This is a genomic window from Paenibacillus sp. F024 (genome assembly GCF_057814255.1).
This window is the reverse complement of record NZ_JBVASZ010000001.1, coordinates 513,209-530,362: the sequence shown is the minus strand read 5'-3', so window position 1 is coordinate 530,362 and position 17,154 is coordinate 513,209. Positions and strand designations below refer to the sequence as shown.

Annotated in this window: 13 protein-coding genes; all 13 read left to right on the top strand. The window is 51.8% G+C overall.

All coding sequences use genetic code 11. From position 1 onward, the window contains the following. The first annotated feature begins 22 nt into the window (after positions 1-22). The 13 genes from ACZYR9_RS02680 (at position 23) to ACZYR9_RS02620 (ending at position 17,145) form a co-directional block, all read left to right on the top strand. The gene (locus tag ACZYR9_RS02680; protein ID WP_488976893.1) at positions 23-523 is read left to right on the top strand and encodes a TRAP transporter small permease; all 501 of its coding nucleotides are present in this window, start codon (positions 23-25) and stop codon (positions 521-523) included. Continuing rightward, positions 502-1,782: a TRAP transporter large permease gene (locus ACZYR9_RS02675; protein ID WP_488976892.1), complete on the top strand. Its 1,281-nt coding sequence runs from the start codon at positions 502-504 to the stop codon at positions 1,780-1,782. The genes ACZYR9_RS02680 and ACZYR9_RS02675 overlap by 22 nt, the downstream gene beginning before the upstream one ends. An 84-nt stretch (positions 1,783-1,866) precedes the next feature. Then, on the top strand, positions 1,867-2,988 hold the full coding sequence (locus tag ACZYR9_RS02670) for a mandelate racemase/muconate lactonizing enzyme family protein (protein ID WP_488976891.1): 1,122 nt from the start codon (positions 1,867-1,869) through the stop codon (positions 2,986-2,988). Positions 2,989-3,264: 276 nt separating this feature from the next. Then, on the top strand, positions 3,265-4,137 hold the full coding sequence (locus ACZYR9_RS02665) for a 3-hydroxyacyl-CoA dehydrogenase family protein (RefSeq protein WP_488976890.1): 873 nt from the start codon (positions 3,265-3,267) through the stop codon (positions 4,135-4,137). Next, entirely contained in the window at positions 4,134-5,348 is a 1,215-nt protein-coding gene (locus ACZYR9_RS02660; protein ID WP_488976889.1) for an acetate/propionate family kinase, read from the top strand. The genes ACZYR9_RS02665 and ACZYR9_RS02660 overlap by 4 nt, the downstream gene beginning before the upstream one ends. 74 nt (positions 5,349-5,422) lie before the next feature. Next, positions 5,423-6,721: an asparagine--tRNA ligase gene (asnS, locus tag ACZYR9_RS02655; protein ID WP_488976888.1), complete on the top strand. Its 1,299-nt coding sequence runs from the start codon at positions 5,423-5,425 to the stop codon at positions 6,719-6,721. A gap of 21 nt (positions 6,722-6,742) precedes the next feature. Beyond that, the gene (locus ACZYR9_RS02650) at positions 6,743-7,423 is read left to right on the top strand and encodes a DnaD domain-containing protein (protein WP_488976887.1); all 681 of its coding nucleotides are present in this window, start codon (positions 6,743-6,745) and stop codon (positions 7,421-7,423) included. A gap of 245 nt (positions 7,424-7,668) precedes the next feature. Continuing rightward, complete coding sequence (locus tag ACZYR9_RS02645; protein ID WP_488976886.1) at positions 7,669-8,532, top strand: ABC transporter ATP-binding protein; 864 nt, start codon at positions 7,669-7,671, stop codon at positions 8,530-8,532. After that, positions 8,492-9,595 carry an efflux RND transporter periplasmic adaptor subunit gene (locus ACZYR9_RS02640; protein ID WP_488976885.1) on the top strand — a complete coding sequence of 368 codons (1,104 nt, stop codon included), beginning with the start codon at positions 8,492-8,494 and terminating at the stop codon, positions 9,593-9,595. The genes ACZYR9_RS02645 and ACZYR9_RS02640 overlap by 41 nt, the downstream gene beginning before the upstream one ends. Further along, positions 9,595-12,519, top strand: coding sequence for an FtsX-like permease family protein (locus ACZYR9_RS02635; RefSeq protein WP_488976884.1), 2,925 nt, complete (start codon positions 9,595-9,597; stop codon positions 12,517-12,519). Before ACZYR9_RS02640 ends, ACZYR9_RS02635 begins: the two co-directional genes overlap by 1 nt. A 4-nt stretch (positions 12,520-12,523) precedes the next feature. Beyond that, positions 12,524-13,405 carry an ABC transporter ATP-binding protein gene (locus ACZYR9_RS02630; protein ID WP_488976883.1) on the top strand — a complete coding sequence of 294 codons (882 nt, stop codon included), beginning with the start codon at positions 12,524-12,526 and terminating at the stop codon, positions 13,403-13,405. Positions 13,406-13,464: 59 nt separating this feature from the next. Further along, positions 13,465-14,931, top strand: coding sequence for an ABC transporter substrate-binding protein (locus ACZYR9_RS02625; RefSeq protein WP_488976882.1), 1,467 nt, complete (start codon positions 13,465-13,467; stop codon positions 14,929-14,931). Between the two features lie 45 nt (positions 14,932-14,976). After that, positions 14,977-17,145: a hypothetical protein gene (locus ACZYR9_RS02620; protein ID WP_488976881.1), complete on the top strand. Its 2,169-nt coding sequence runs from the start codon at positions 14,977-14,979 to the stop codon at positions 17,143-17,145. Positions 17,146-17,154: the final 9 nt, after the last annotated feature.

Below are 17,154 nucleotides of genomic sequence, written 5' to 3'. Positions count from 1 at the left end.
CCATGTTCCGGAGGGTAATCCTATGGCAAGGCTTATGGAACGTTTCGAAAAATTTCTAGATCACTTATGCGTCCTTTTTTTGATCGGACTTGTACTTGTCGTAGCGCTGCAGGTGGTATTCCGGTATACCCTTCATGTTCCGGCCCCATGGACCGAAGAAATGGCAAGATTTCTGTATGTGTATCTGACTTTTATCGGGAGCGCCATCGTTATGAAAGAAGGGAATCACATTATCATCGATGTGCTATTGAACCGCCTGCCCTCCGTTATCCGCAGATGGGTAAGCGTGGTGATCCAGATAGGCATTCTCTTTTTTCTAATCCATTTTATCATTGGCAACATACAGATGACCTCGGTAAACAGCCAAGTCACGTCCGCCTCGATGCTATGGTATAAGATGTCTTATTTATACATCGGTATGAACCTCGGCGCTATACTCATGACTTTTTACACTGTGGGTAACATCATTAAGGCGTTCACATGGAAAAGAGGTGAGGAAGCTTGCAACTCAGTTTCTTCTTAACCGTTTTGATCGCCCTTTTTTTGGTGGGAGTCCCCGCCGCGTTTGCGCTTGGGTTGACTTCGGTCGGTTTGATGTATATCAACTGGGGAGAGATCAGGGATGGCGTTATCAGCCAGATGATGTTGAACGGTGTAAATTCATTCGTTCTTTTATCCATTCCTTTGTTTGTTTTGTCCGGTCGTCTGATGAATACGGGAGGCGTTTCTGAACGCATTTATCGTTTTGCTGACTCGTTGGTCGGCTTTTTGCCGGGGGGATTGGGGCATGTCAATGTAGTGGCTTCGATGATGTTTTCAGGGATGTCAGGGACAGCTGTGGCAGATGCTGTAGGTACCGGCACGTTAGAGATCAAGGCCATGAAAAATGCCGGATATGATACGAAATTCGCCGCAGCCCTCACCGCCACCTCCGCAACCATTGGGCCGATCATCCCCCCAAGTCTTCCGATGGTCATCTACGGGGTAGTAGCGGGGGTATCCGTTGGGAGCCTGTTTCTTGGCGGGATTATTCCCGGCATGATCATGGGAATTTTTATGATGGCAGGGGTTACCTGGTTTGCTGTTAAAAATAAATTTCCAAGAGGAAAGCTGCTATCATTTAGGGAATTTGCGGTCCATTTAAAGGGTGCTTTTTTGCCGCTGCTCACGCCTGTCATTATCATCGGAGGCATTTATGCCGGTATTTTTACACCTACGGAAGCGGCAGTCGTTGCCGTTGTTTACGCCTTTGTTCTAGGAAAATTTGTATACCGCGAATTAAGCTGGAAGGACATTCATCAGGCACTCCGGGAAACGGTTCGAGACTCCGCCATCATCGGATTGATCATCGCGGCCGCGGCTTTATACGGAAATCTTGTAGTGCGCTCCCAAATCCCGCAAATGGTTTTAACCGAGCTCAGTCAATATATTACTTCTGCGGCTATGGCACTGCTTCTACTCAATATTTTTCTTTTAATTGTTGGTTGTTTTATGGAAACCATTGCAGCCATCACGATATTCATGCCTATCATTTTGCCATTGCTGGAAAAGTTCGATATTGATCCGGTACACTTCGGTGTCGTCATGGTTTTAAACCTTATGATAGGCGTCTTAACCCCGCCGTTTGGTATGGTATTATTCGTTATCGCACGGATTGCCAAGCTAGAGGTTCTCACATTGGTACGATCTCTAGTGCCGTGGTATGTTGTACTTCTTATCACGCTTGCGGTTGTCACCATTTTTCCGCAAACCGTATTATGGATACCCAGCCTGCTAGAATGACCGCGGTTGGCAAAATTGTACGATGAAACCGATAATACAATCGATGTCAAGAAGGAACTGCATTTCACCAGGATGAGGTGTTAGATGAAAATAACTAAAATGGAGACGATTGGCTTAAGCTATCCGTTGGATCAACCTATCTGGGACTCTCAGCATTATATTGCAAGCAGAAACTGTATACTCGTGAAGGTATACACGGATGAGGGCTTGGTCGGAATCGGCGAAGCCGCCCATTTTGGGGGGCCTTTACCATCGACAATAACGGTCATTGAAAGGGAGCTGGCCCCATTGGTGATTGGGGAGGACCCTAACGCTGTCGAGCGGATTTGGGAAAAGGCTTACCGGACGACGGTACAGCATGGCCGCAGAGGCATTGTTATTGCCGCGCTTAGCGGTATCGATATCGCTCTTTGGGATATTAGAGGTCAGATAGCGGGCTTGCCGCTTTATCAATTGCTTGGCTCCAATCAAGATTCCATGCAAGCTTATGCAAGCCTAGGCTTTTACTCGGAAGGCAAGGGGCCTGTTGAGCTGGCGGCAGAAGCGGGAGCCGCTGTGAATACCGGCTTTCGCGGAGTAAAGATCAAAGTCGGAGGGCTCCCGCTATCCGCCGATCTTAAACGAGTGGAGGCCGTTCGGGACGCGATCGGAAATGATGTTTCTCTGATGGTTGATGCAAACAGCAATTGGGATGTCCCCACCGCGCTAAAAGCGGCGCGGGCTCTGGAGGCGCTGGATATCGCCTGGATGGAGGAGCCTGTTGCCGTGGACGATATAGAAGGATCCATCCGAATTGCCCAAGCGACTTCTATCCCCATCGCGGGTTATGAGCAGGAAACGACGCGCTACGGTTTTAAAGAACTCATCAGCCGCAAAGCCGTCCAAATTGTACAGCCGGATGCCATCTGGTCAGGGGGGATTACCGAGTGCCGAAAAATTGCAGCCATGGCCTCGGCTTGGCATCTTCCATGCACTCCTCATGTTTTCTCTTCAGCGGTTTGTATGGCGGCAAACCTGCAATTATTGGCTTCCATTCCTAACGGAGGCTGGCTGGAGTTCGATCAAAACCCCAATGCATTGAGAGATGAACTAATCCTTCGGCCATTTCAGATTGATAAAGAGGGCAAGGTGCCATTGCCTAACCGTCCAGGCCTGGGTATCGAAATGAATGCCGAGGTCATCGACCGCTACCGCGTACATCCTTAAATAGGTCATGGATCATGCCAACCGTTGACAGCAAATGATTCAAGCCATGAAGAAAAGCATACCCCGGCTGCCGGCTTTGCCGCCGCAATAGCGTTCATGTGAACCTATTGCGGCATTTTTCTTTTTTGCAATGGTTAATTCATCAAGTAATTAAGAAACCCTTTGAGATAATGGATTACGTTCTGAGTCTTTCGAGTAAAATATGGTTAATGTTTTTTTATTCCTTCTTCCGATGTCTATCCTAGCTCTGGTAGTATGAATAAAGGGGTGAGCACCATGATTTTTAACAAAATCGGGGTTGTCGGCGCGGGTACGATGGGTCAGGGCATTGCTGAAATGCTTGCGGGAAAAGGGCTGGATGTGGTGCTGGTTGACCGCACGCCGGAGAAGCTCCTGCAAGCCATGGAACAAATTGAACTGACGCTGGATAAGCAGCTGGAAAAATGGGCGATCACTGCCGTGGAAAAGAAAATTATATTGTCGAAAATACATAAAGAAACGTATTTGCACCGGATGATGGAGTGCGATCTGGTCATCGAGTCGATCACTGAGGATTTGGAGCCCAAAAAGCAGCTGTTCCGGCAGCTAGACGATATCTGTCCTCCGAACATCATTCTGGCCAGCAACACATCTACCTTAAGCCTGACGGAGCTAGCCGCGGAAACCAAGTCCCCGGAGCGGGTGATCGGGCTTCATTTTCTATACCCGGTATCGAAAATCCATTTGGTGGAAATTATAAGAGCGCTGAAAACGAGCGAGGATACCTTCGTCCGCACAAAGAGGTTCGTGGAAGAGACGATTCAAAAACGAGGAATTCAAGTGTATGAATCTCCGGGCTTTGTCACTACGCGATTAATTTGTGTGTTGATCAATGAGGCGATGCATGTGCTTTCGGAGCGGGTAGCCGATGCGGAGGATATTGATAACGCCATGCGGATCGGGTATGATTTCCATTACGGTCCGCTGGAGATGGCCGACCGTTTCGGTCTGGATTCGGTGCTTGCCTCCATGGAGCGCATGTTCCGGGAATTCGGAGATGTGAAATACCGCCCTTCCGTTCTGTTAAAGCAAATGGTGAGGGCCGGACATCTCGGAACGAAAACCGGACAAGGTTTTTTTCGCTACGATAAGGACGGTGATCGGCTGTGATCATCCTTGTTATTAATGCAGGCAGCTCGTCGTTAAAGTTTCAATTATATAACATGAAGGACGAAACCGTACTCGCGAAGGGCAAAGTGGAACGCATAGGTATGGAATCGGCCATATTGCACTTTGAGCCTGCCGGCAAGCAGGAAATCCGGGAAGTGAGGGAAATTCTGGAGCATACGACGGCCATTCGCAAAGTGCTGGACATTCTGGCTCATCCGGTTCACGGCATTCTCCGGTCGGTCAATGAAATTGAAGCGGTCGGACATAGGGTTGTGCATGGAGGGGAGTCGTTCTCCAGCTCTGTTTTGGTCAACGAGGAAGTCAAAGGCGAGATTAAACGGCTGTTTGATTTGGCGCCGCTGCATAACCCGGCGCATATTCTCGGAATCCAAGCCGTAGAGGCGAATATGCCGGATATTCCGCAGGCGGTTGTCTTCGATACGGCGTTTCATCAGACGATGCAGCCAACCTCTTATTTGTACCCGATTCCGATGGTGCTTTATAAAAAGCACAAAATCCGCCGATACGGCTTTCACGGCACGTCTCACGCCTATGTAAGCGAACGGGCTGCGGCTTTTCTGGGCAGGCCGCTGAAGGAGCTGAAGCTTGTAACCTGTCATATCGGCAACGGCGCCAGCTGCGCAGCCATCATGGGCGGACGCTCGGTGGATACGAGCATGGGGATGACGCCGCTGGAAGGATTGATGATGGGCACCCGCAGCGGCGACATCGATCCGGCGATCGTGCCGATCACGATGGGCAAAGAAGAGCTTACGCTGGCGGAAGTGAATTCGATGCTGAACCGTCACAGCGGTCTCATGGCGATCTCCGGCATTGGAAGCGACATGAGGGAAATCGTCGAAGCGATGGGGCAGGGGGATCGGAACGCTGCGCTTGCGTTTGACATGTACGAATACCGGCTGCGCAAATACATCGGCGCATATGCCGCTGCAATGAACGGACTGGATGCCGTCATATTTACAGCGGGCGTGGGTGAAAATTCCGCAATGCTGCGCGCAGCGGTTTGCCGGAATTTAAGCTTTCTCGGGCTCGAGCTGGATGGGTTTGCAAACGAACGGATGGAATCCGGAGAACGGGCGATCACCACGCCGGATTCAAGGGTGAAGGCGCTGGTCATCCCTACCAACGAGGAGCTTGTCATTGCGCGGGATACGTACCGTTTGATTTTACACCGCAATGATGTAGAATAATGAGATGAGGCCTAGAGCGAACGTCTGTTCATAAATTGTAGATACATAACGAAATGCAGGGAGGATGGCCATTCATGAGCCGCACTTTATGTATGATTCAGGAAGCGGGTCAGCACGTCAATGATACGGTTACGATCGGGTGCTGGCTGCATAATATTCGTTCCAGCGGAAAAATCCGCTTTTTGCAGCTGCGCGACGGCTCCGGGTTTATTCAAGGCGTTGTAGTAAAGAACGAAGTGGATGAAAAGGTTTGGGAGGATACAGGCAAGCTGACGCAGGAAAGCTCGCTGTACATTACGGGCGTAGTTCGTGAAGACACCCGGAGCAAGGGCGGTTACGAGCTCTCCGTAACGGGAGTGGAGATCATTCAGCTGACCAGCGAATATCCGATTACGCCCAAGGAGCACGGCGTCGATTTTCTGATGGATCATCGCCACCTGTGGATCCGTACTCCGCGGCAGCGGGCAATTCTGGTCATCCGGGCGCAAATTATCCGGGCGATTCAGCAGTTTTTCGATGAACGCGGCTTTCATCTGGTGGACCCTCCGATTCTGACGCCTTCTTCTGCAGAAGGGACGACGAGCTTATTTCATACGAAATATTTTGATGAGGATGCGTTCTTGACCCAGAGCGGCCAGCTCTATATGGAGGCTGCGGCCATGGCGCTTGGCAGGGTCTATTCGTTCGGGCCGACGTTTAGGGCGGAGAAATCCAAGACGCGCCGTCACTTGATCGAGTTTTGGATGATCGAGCCCGAGATGGCGTTCGTCACGCATGAGGAAAACCTTAAGGTGCAGGAGCAATTTGTCGCCTATATTGTGCAGTCCGTGCTGGAGCACTGCCGCAAGGAGCTGGAGGTGCTGGAACGCGATATATCCAAGCTGGAGGGCATCAAGGCGCCTTTTCCGCGTATTACGTACGACGAGGCCGTCAAATTTCTGCAGGAGAACGGCCAAGAATTCCAATGGGGCGAAGATTTCGGAGCTCCCCACGAAACCGCGATTGCCCAGCAATATAACACGCCGGTATTTATTACGCATTATCCGACAGACATCAAAGCGTTCTATATGAAGCCTGATCCGGCACGGCCGGAGGTGGTGCTGTGCGCGGATATGATCGCGCCGGAAGGCTACGGGGAGATTATAGGCGGCAGCCAGAGAATCGACGATCCGGAGTTGTTGGAACAGAGGTTTAATCAGCACAATCTGCCCAAGGAAGCGTATCAATGGTATCTCGACCTGCGTAAATACGGTTCCGTGCCTCATTCCGGCTTCGGTCTGGGACTTGAGCGCACGGTGGCGTGGATTTGCGGTCTTGATCACGTTCGGGAGACGATACCGTTCCCGCGGCTGCTGTACCGGTTATACCCCTAATGTCCGAAAGGAAGGGCTAGCATGAGAAGTATCGATCAAGAGCTGAAGGAGCTGCCATCCGCACTGCTCGCAGGCTGGCAGGAAGGAAACGTGGATGTGCCTTATTGGCTGCTCCGGTATTACAATCAGCTTCGGCTGCAGGAGCCGGATGTGATGCTGATTCTTCACGTTATGGCCTTCAAGCAAAAGGAAAACAAGGATTTTCCGACGTTCGAGGAGATTCAGTCGCGGATGTCGATCCCGCAGGAAAAAGTGATTGCGGTTCTGCAAAAGCTGCTGAAGGAAGGGCTGCTGAGGATCGATGAGGAGACGGATCCTTTGTCTGCCGTACACAGCGAGAAGTATAACTGGCAGCCGCTGATGGAGCGGTTGGCGGAATGCCGCCTGGAAGAGCTGCTGGAGGAACGTGCATCGATGCGCAAGCAGGCCGGCGCCGGGGTATCGGGGAAGAAGGACATCTTTACCATCTTCGAAAAAGAGTTCGGACGCCCGCTTACTCCGATGGAGCTGGAATCGATCTCGGGTTGGATGGATAAAGACGGATATCCCGAGGAGCTTATTCTGGCCGGGCTGAAGGAAGCGGTATTCGCAGGAAAGGTGCATTTCCGCTATATTGACCGAATTCTCCTGGAATGGCAGCGCAACCGCATCAAAACCGTGGAGCAGGCGAAGGAGCATTCCCAGAGGTTTCGTGCGCGGTAAGCGAAGGCTTGCAGCGGGACCGCCCTGCAGCATGATGATCAAATCCCTTAAAAGACAGGACTAAGAACGTCCTGCCTTTTAAGGGATTTTTTTTTTGCATGCATAAAACGGATTAAGAAGAACTTCTCATGATCTGGAAATTTTTTTAAAAATCCATGAAATTTCTGTAACCTTTTTTTGAACATGATCGTCTAAATGGATGCCAGTTACACATTAGTCAATCCGTAAATGAAAGGAGGGCCCGTATGATTCGATGGCTGCGCAGACATCAAGACGTGAAGCATGGGGATTCGCTATCTGCAGCTCCCTCAGCAGTGCATGACGGATCTTCCGAGACTGACGTTGTGCAGCCGCCGGCAGCGATCGGGAGCGCTGCTTCGGAACAGGCCCTAATAGACGAACCTGGGGAGCACGAACCTGTATTGGATACGAGCAAACCGATCCTCACCGTATCCGGTGTGGAGCGTTCTTTTACAGTGGGAGGACAGGAGCTTCGTGTGCTGAGGGGCATTGACATGGAGCTGTTTCCAAGGCAGCTTATCATGCTGAAGGGCAGATCCGGCTCCGGCAAGACAACGCTTTTGAATTTAATCGGAGGGCTGGATCTGCCTAACCGGGGGGAGATCCGATTTAAGGAGCATTGGATTCATCAATGCAGCGATGATCGGCGGACGTACATAAGAAAAACTGAAATTGGATTTATTTTCCAGTCATTTGCTTTAATGCCTCTTTTATCCGCTTGGGAGAATGTGGAGCTGTCGCTGCGGATGGCCGGTCGTCCAAGATCCGAATGGAAAGCGCGGGTGACGCACTGTCTGGAGCTTGTAGGTCTGGGCAAACGGATGCATCACCGGCCCTTTGAGCTCTCCGGGGGAGAGCAGCAGCGCGTGGCCATTGCCAAAGCGATTGCTCATAAGCCCAGTCTGCTGCTGGCCGACGAGCCGACGGCGGAGCTGGATTCGCAAATGGGAGCTCAGGTCATGGCCGTCTTCCGGGACATCATTCGTACGGAGCGAATGACAATCTGCATGACTACACATGATCCGACAATAATGGAGGTTGCCGACCGTGTATTTGAAATGGTGGATGGAAAATTTATCAATGGTTAAGCAAGCGGCCAAAGCTTTTTTGCTCGTATGCCTCGCAGCGTCGCTGGTATTTTCTTCGGGCTGCTCGCTTCTTCCTAAGGAAGAAGAGGAGGAAATTGTGCCTATCGTCAAGCCGCCCCAGCTGTCCAAGAAGCCGGAATACGTGGTGAAGACGGATACGCTGGAAACGAAGGTGCGCGGCTCCGGCAAGCTGATGGCGACGGTGGAGGAAGACTTGTACTTTACCGATGAGGCCAGCCGCCGGATCAAGAATATAGCCGTTAAGAGCGGCGATCAAGTGACACAAGGGCAAGTGATTGCCGAGCTGGACGTTACGGAGCTGGAAAGTCAGCTTAAGCAAAAGCGGCTGCAGACACGCAAGGATGAGCTGACTATGATCGAGTCGCTGCGCAAGGCCGACGAGATGAGCGCAGAGCAGCTGGAGCAGGCGAAGATCGATTTTGAGCTGAAGCGCGAAGAGCTGATCAAGCTGGAGAAGGCCATCGCGGGGGCGAAGCTGACGGCCCCGTTCTCCGGAACTGTCGTATCCGTATATCTGAAGAAGGGTGATACGGCGAAAGCCTATGATGCGGTCGCGACGATCGCCGACTTGTCGCAGCTTACCGTGGCAGCCACGCTGAGTCAAGACGACTTGAAGAAGGTGGCTGTCGGAATGGAGGTCGTCGTAGATATTAATGCGGCCGGCCAGCACAAAGGCAAGGTGCGGCAGCTGCCGAATCCGAAGGACAACGATGGCAGCGGAGGAAACGGCGGGTTTCCAGGAGACGGCCAGAGCAGAGAGCCGGACTCGATTGAAAACTACATGATCGTTCAATTGGAACCGTTCCCGGAGAATATGAATCGCGGCACGCCTCTCAGTGTGTCGGTAATTACGCAGCGTAAGGAGAATGCGGTCGTCATTCCGCTTGCTGCGCTTCGCACCTATGCAGGCCGCAGCTATGTACAGGTCGTGGATGACCAAGGCGGCAAACGGGAAGTGGACGTGGAAATCGGCCAGCAGACGTCGACCGATGTGGAGATTGTAAAAGGTCTTACCCCCGGGCAGAAAGTAGTGGGACGCTGATGGTCATGCTCCGTTTTTTATTTCGCAAAATGTGGAACACGCGCTGGCTTACGCTCAGCACGCTGGCCGGCCTCATCATGGCTGTCGCCTTTACAACCAGCATACCTATGTATTCGGAGGGCTCGCTGAAAAGGGTCGTATCCTCCACGCTGCAGGAGAAAAGCGAAGGCATGTCGGCCGGTTCGGTCATGATCCGTTATCAAGCTTCCGGCAATGACCGGGCGGACATCGGCGCTTTCACCGATGTGGACGCATATATCAAAGAAGGGCTGCCGCAGGAGATTGGTTTTCCTTACCAAGCTTACGTTCGAAGCATGTCCATCCGGGGCTCGCAGCTTACTCCTGACGACCCGACGAAAGTGGATCCAAGCAAGCGCAGACAGATGACGCTGACGGCGCAAAGCGGCTTGAAGGAGCAAGTCGAGCTGACGCAGGGGAACTGGTTCTCCGATCAGCCTCAAGGCGGCATGATCGAAGCGGTCATACACGAGGAGGCCATGTTCAGAGGAGATATGCGCGTCGGCGACGTGTTTAACTACCCGATTACAGGGGGACTCGGCATCACTCCGCTGAAGGTGAAAATCACAGGCACGTTTAAGCCGAGGTATGATGCCGATCCGTATTGGTTTCAAGGGATGGAAGGACTTGTCACTACTTTTTTTATGAGTGAAACGGCTTTTAACGATGAGCTTTTAAAGAAGAAGAAAATTCCGCTTAATCTGGCTAACTGGTATTACGCCTTTGATCTGCGGGAAATCAAAACGAATCAGCTCTCCTCGCTGGAGCGCAAGCTGGAACGGCTCGACATCACGGTGTATCAGAAGCTGAAGGACACCCGTGTGGACGTATCATTCATCCCGCTGCTGCAGGAATTTAAAGTACAAAGCCTGCAGCTGCAAATTTTGTTATTTACGTTAGCCGCTCCCATGATTGCTATGGTGTTCTATTATATCGTCATGAATGCCAAACAGTCGCTTGACCGGCAGCGAACTGTGATCGCAGTCATTCGAAGCCGGGGGGGCAGCACCAGGCAAATCATATGGATCTATCTGCTGGAGGGCATTCTGCTGGGAACGACAGCTTTAATCCTAGGTCCGCTGCTCGGCTGGTTTATGGCCAAAAGCATAGGTTCCTCCAGCGGCTTTCTGACCTTCGTGGACCGCAAGGCGGTACCGGCCGGCTTGTCCGGGGAGGCGCTGTTTTACGGAGCGGCTGCGGTAATCCTTGCGCTGATGGCCAGTGTTCTGCCTGCCATGGTATACGCGAGAGCCTCAATTGTCAGCTATAAACAACAACTGGCGCGCTCAGACAAGAAGCCGTTCTGGCAAAAATGGTTCCTTGATGTGCTGCTGCTGTGTTTGGTCGGCTACGGGTACTACTTGTTCGGACAGCGCCAGCTTCTGTTTGCGCAGACGGGGATGACGACGGATCAGCTGCAGGTGCATCCGCTGCTCTTTTTCATTCCGGCGTTATCGATCATCGGTCTCGGATTGTTCTTTCTTCGAATCTTTCCGTGGCTGCTGCGCTTGGGCAATTGGCTCGGAAAGCGGGTGCTCCCAGTTCCGGTGTACCTTACTTTGACACAGCTGTCGCGGTCGTCTGCTTCATATTACCCGTTGATGCTGCTGCTGATTCTGACATTGGGGCTCGGGGTGTATAACGCCTCGGCAGCGAGGACGATCGACCAGAACTCGACGGACCGTATTTTGTATTCCTATGGGACGGACGTGGTCATGATGGCGGATTGGCAGGCGGTCTCCGATGAGCTCCCGCAGGCTCCGAATCCCGGAGGCGGCCAAGGACAAGGGCAGGGACAGGGAAATCCGGGAGGGAATCGGCAAAATCCCGGAGGATCGAATCCGGGACCGGGAGGACCCGGACAACCGGGAAGTCCCGGAGGGGGCTTGGGGGGGCCGCCGCCGGTGCTGCGCTATATCGAACCGCCCTTTGAGGTGTTCCGCGAGCTGGAAGGCGTACAGCATGCGGCGCGAGTCCTGCTCTCCAAGAGTAATGTCGTCGTTTCCGGCAAATCGCTGGGCCAAGGCATGGTGATGGGAATCGATAACGTGGATTTTGCCGAGGTGGCCTGGTTCCGAAAAGATTTGTTTTCTACTCATCCGAACCATTATTTGAATTTGCTTGGACAATACGAGCAAGCGGTCATTATTCCGACAACGTTTGCCCAGAGGCATCAGATCAAGCCGGGAGATTTAATGAATATTACGATATCCGGCCAGCCTGTTGAATTCATCGTCGTGGCGACCGTTCCTTACTGGCCGAGTCAGTATCCGGAGCAAACGCCGTTTATGATCGCCAATCTGGAATATATTTATGACCAGGCGCCGGTAACGCCCTATGAGGTGTGGCTGAAAATGGACGAAGGGGCCAAGGTCACTCCGCTGATTGAAGCGCTCAACGAAAAGAAAATCGACATTGCAAGCGTTAAAGATGTCCGCAACGAGCTGATTTTGCAGAAGAGGCATCCTGCCCGCGGAGGCGTGTTCGGTATTTTGAGCCTCGGCTTCCTCGTGTCAGTACTCGTTTCGCTGATCGGATATATCCTGTACTGGTTTTTCAATTTGTCCAGTCGAGTGGTGCAGTTCGGCGTATTGCGCGCGATGGGCCTATCCAGACGTCAATTGACGGGAATGCTGCTGCTTGAGCAGATGCTTACGGCAGGCTTGGCGATCGCGCTGGGACTGGGCATCGGGAAATTGACGAGTTACCTGTTCTTACCCTTTCTCCAAACGGCGGAGAATGTCAAGACGCAGGTGCCTCCGTTTCGAGTCATTTTTGACGCCCGCGATATGGATCAGCTCTATGTCGTCGTAGCGGTCATGATGATGACCGGAGCGGGATTGTTGTTCCTTCATATCCGACGCCTGCGCGTCCATCAGGCTGTAAAGCTGGGAGAGGAGAAATGATGCGGTGATTCAATGCGATGGTCTCGTCAAAATATATAAGAGCGACGATATCGAAGTTGTTGCGCTGCAGGGACTGAACTTCACCGTAGACAAAGGTGAGATGATGGCGATTATCGGCAACAGCGGGAGCGGCAAATCGACGCTGCTGAACATCCTCGGCGGCCTCGACCGTCCTTCGGCCGGGCGGGTGCGCGTGGGGGAATGGAATCTGCTCAAAATTACAGACGATGAGCTGGTCCGGTATAAACGCAATACCGTCGGCTTTATTTGGCAGAACAATGCCCGCAATCTGGTGCCGTATTTAACCGCGCTGGAAAATGTGGAGATGCCGATGATGCTGAGCGGAAAGCTTGACCGCTATTACGCCAAACAGCTATTGGAATGGGTGGGTCTTAAGGACCGCTTGAATAACAAGCTGCAGCAGCTCTCCGGAGGCGAGCAGCAGCGCGTAGCGATCGCGATCGCACTGGCCAACCGTCCGTCCCTTCTATTGGCCGACGAACCGACCGGCTCCGTCGATACGAAGACGTCGGATATGATCATGGACATCTTTCGCCGTTTTAATACGGAGCTTGGGGTTACCATCGTGATCGTAACGCATGATATGACGCTGGCCGGCAAGGTGGACCGGGTGGTTGCGATCCGTGACGGGATGACGAGTACTGAATTCATCAAGCGGAATCCGAACCTGGGCCAGGCGGAGGGTGATGCAGCCGCAGGCAAGGGGACGATTCATGATGTCCATGAGGAGTACGTGGTGCTTGACCGGGCGGGTCGCCTGCAAATTCCTAGAACGTATTTGCAGGCGCTTGGAATCGACGGCAAGGCATCCATGGAGTTTGATGGGGAGAAAATCATGATCAAACCCCCAAATTCACTGGATTAAATTGCAGTGCAAATTGAAATAAGCTCGGCTTTAACTATTCCATCGGAGGGGTTTTCAGTATGTACAAATGGATCAAAAGAACGGCGGCGCTGTCGCTCAGCACAAGTATGATGACGTCTTTACTTGCAGCTTGTACGGGTCCGAATCCGACGGACAACACGGAGCGCACGCTGCGCATTGCTACAACGTCATATGGCGCGAATGATGAATATTTTCGTCAGCGGTTTACCGAGCTTTATGAATTTGCCAATCCGAATGTGACGATTGAGATTATTCCGATGCAGGACGATCGTTATATGTACGGTGGCCGGCCGAACAGGGAGGAGAAGCCGGAGGATCCTCTCGAAAAGCTCAAGAAATCGATGCAGGGAGACAATCCTCCGGATATCGTTATGGTCGGATATGAGCAGCTTCCGGATTTAATTAACAATAATATGCTTACGCAGCTCGACCCGTTGATCACCAAAGACAAATTCGATATCAACGATATTGTGCCGGCTGTCATTGAGGGCATCAAAAAGGTCGGTGAAGGTAAAATCTATGCGCTTGCGCCAACCTTCAACTCCTCCGCCGTCATTTACAATAAAAGGCTGTTTGACGAAGCGGGCGTTCCTTATCCTACGGACAAAATGACTTGGGAGCAAACGTTTGATTTGGCACGGCGGCTGGCCAAGGGCGAGGGTGAAAACCGAAAGTACGGATTCTCCTTCTCGACATACAATATGGGCGGGGATATGTCCTGGGCAACACAGCTGTATACCGCGCCTCTTCAGCTGAAAATGTTCAACGACAGCGGCGACAAAATGACGGTCGATTCGGTTCAGTGGGAGAACGCTTGGAAAACGATGCTGCAGATTAACAGCGAAAAGCTTGTTCCCGGACCGCTCGATATGTCCAAAATGAACGGAATGTCGGGCCAGAATGAAAACCCGTTCTTTCATGACGATTTTCTGTCGGGGCGCGTGGCGATGTCGATTATCAACTATGGCGAGCTTGATCGGATCATCAATGTGATGAAGAATACTGAGCAGTACAACGGATTTTCTGCATTCGAGTGGGATGTCGTGACGCTGCCGGTTCATCAAGAGGCGCCGGACATGGGGGGCTATATCGGGATGGACGGTATTATGTCCATTAACGCCAAAGCGCAAAATGCGGAGGAAGCCTGGAAGTTTTTGAAGTTTATTAACGGTGAGGATTGGGCACGGCTGAAGGCCGGCAGCTCTCACAATATCGTGTCCCGGCAAAAATATATAAAGAAAAAGGACGGAGCGGAGTACAATCAGCAAGCGTTCACGACTTTATTGCCGGTGCCTTTTGAGGACAACAAGCTGTATCTTGAAAACCCGAGATTATATGATGTGCAGTCCATCGGGCACCAGAAGCTTCAGCAGGTGATGGAAGGCAGGCTTCAGGTCCGCGAGGCTTTGAAGCAGTGGCAGACCGAAGGGGACGCCATGATTCAAAAGTTCAAAGAGAATCCGGACGCCCAACCGGATGTGCCCGGGCCGAAACCGTTGGGATAATCCATTGTGAATTGAAGCAGAAATCAAGAAGGAGGTTACCGGCCGATGAAAACGAAATCCAATCGAACGAAAGCATGCCTGCTACTTCTGGCGACCGTACTTATGCTCAGCTCCGCCGTTCCCGCTTTTGCGGCGGACGGCGGTACTCCGCCTCCCTCAAGCAGCGCCCCGATATCCATCGGAAGCGCACCGGTGCTGGGAAAGGTTGCCATCGGCGGCAATAACTTTTTTGAATTGAAAAATGTGATGCTGCTGCCGGAGCAGGGGAGCAAAACCGTTACATTTACGGTTACGGTCAACAACACAGGGACAAATGACCTGTTATTTATCGATTACTGGGTTCGGCTAAAAACGAAAACCGGCAGCCGAATCTCGGTTCGCGTGCTTCCGCAGGATCAAGACAAGAACCGGATCACACCCAAATCGAGCCAGGATATAAGCTTTTATACCAGCGTGAATAAAACGACAGAGCTGAAGGACCTTATTTTTGAGTTTATTAAATGGGATTTCTCACAGGCCGACTTTGAACGCAAAATCGGCGAAGTGGCCGTACCGGAAAACTACAGCATCGTAACGGCGGCTGGAGATGCGCATACGATCGAGATTGCCGGCAACCCGGTCAAAACGTCGGTTAAGAAAGTGCTGCTAGGCAAAAATGAAAAAAACTACACACCCACCATTGAACTGAATATGGAAAATATCGGGGCTCGCAGCGCGGTTGTTCCCGGATATCAGTATTTGCTTCGCACAAGCGAAGGGTACATGTACCCGTTGGATGCCAAAGGAATGAAGGATCTGACGATTAATCCACAAGTGGACAAAGAGATTATGCTTTCCGGCTCCGTTCCCGTTTCCGTAAAGCTGGAGGGCTGGCAGCTTGTGATCATTCAGAATGCAACCGATGTAAAGCTGAACCTGCCGATCGCGTATTTTGCGATTCCTCCGGTGTCGGAATCGGATCTTGTGGATACGGGCAAAGCGTACAATTTCTCGAACAAGGAGGGAACCTATACGGCCCGGCTGAATACCGTCCAGCGTTTGCCTTGGGAGGATCAGGACATTCTGACCGCCGGATTTACGCTCGCCAACAACGGACCGGTATCACTGCCGATCCCTGATTTAACGGGGTACTTTAAGCTTGATGATGCGGTAAAGGTGGAGGCGAAGCTGATCCGAACGGATAAAGTGATTGGTCTGGCACCGGGAGCGTCGGCGCAATTTCAATTTATCGGCAAGGTCCCTTATGCCTACGAATTTGGCGAGGTGAGGCTGATACTTCAGGAAAAAACTTCCGGGGACGGTTCCCAAAACGGAGGATCGGGTGAGACTGACGATCTGCTGGAGTTCGTACATCGTGCGGAGCTGATGAATATTGCGTATAACAATATAGGCGAAACTTATAGCGTGACAAGTGTAGGGAGAAGCGCAAGCTATAAAGTCCGGGAAGTCAGAACCTATACCGGGGATATGTCGAATATGTTTACGGTCATGCTCGAAGCCAAGAACCTGGAGAAGCGTTTCTCCGACGTTACCCGGATGGTGGCCCATTTCAAAACGGTAGACGGAACCGTTTATCCGGCAGCCGTTGCGGAGATCAAGACGAAGGTCAATCCGGGAGGTACGGCGCTTTTGATGCTATCAGGCATTGTTCCCAAAACGTTCCCGATCTCCGGTACGCACGTGGTGATCGGCGATGCGGTTACAGAGGATAAGCTCACGGAGATCGGCAAAACGCCGGATGCCTACGTCAATGCGGCGGCTTTCTGGCTGCCTCAGGAAAATCAAACGGTTCTGGAGCATTTTAAAGACATCGATCTTGCCCCTTATAAGCTGTCGCTCAGCAATATCAAGCCGTCCATCGACCCATCGGGGCTGACGCTGAAGTTCGATTATGAGATGTCCAAGGATTTGCTGCTCGTCTCGAACATGGAAGACCGCAAATTAGTCATTGAAATCAAGGACAATGAGGATAAACTCGACTTCACCAAGGAGTTCACATTTGAAGGAGCGGCAGAAGGCGGCGCTTCAAACACGTCTGCAGACAAGCTTCTTCTCGGTAAGCATACGAATATTGAGGTTAAGAAGTCGGACAGTGAAATCATTTATCTGGTCCAATTGCTGAAGGGATACAAACTTAACATCTATGATTCCTTTCAGGGTCAGAAAAAACTGCTGGCATCAAAGCAGGTCCAATGGTTTGAAACGATAAAATAAACGGTCCTC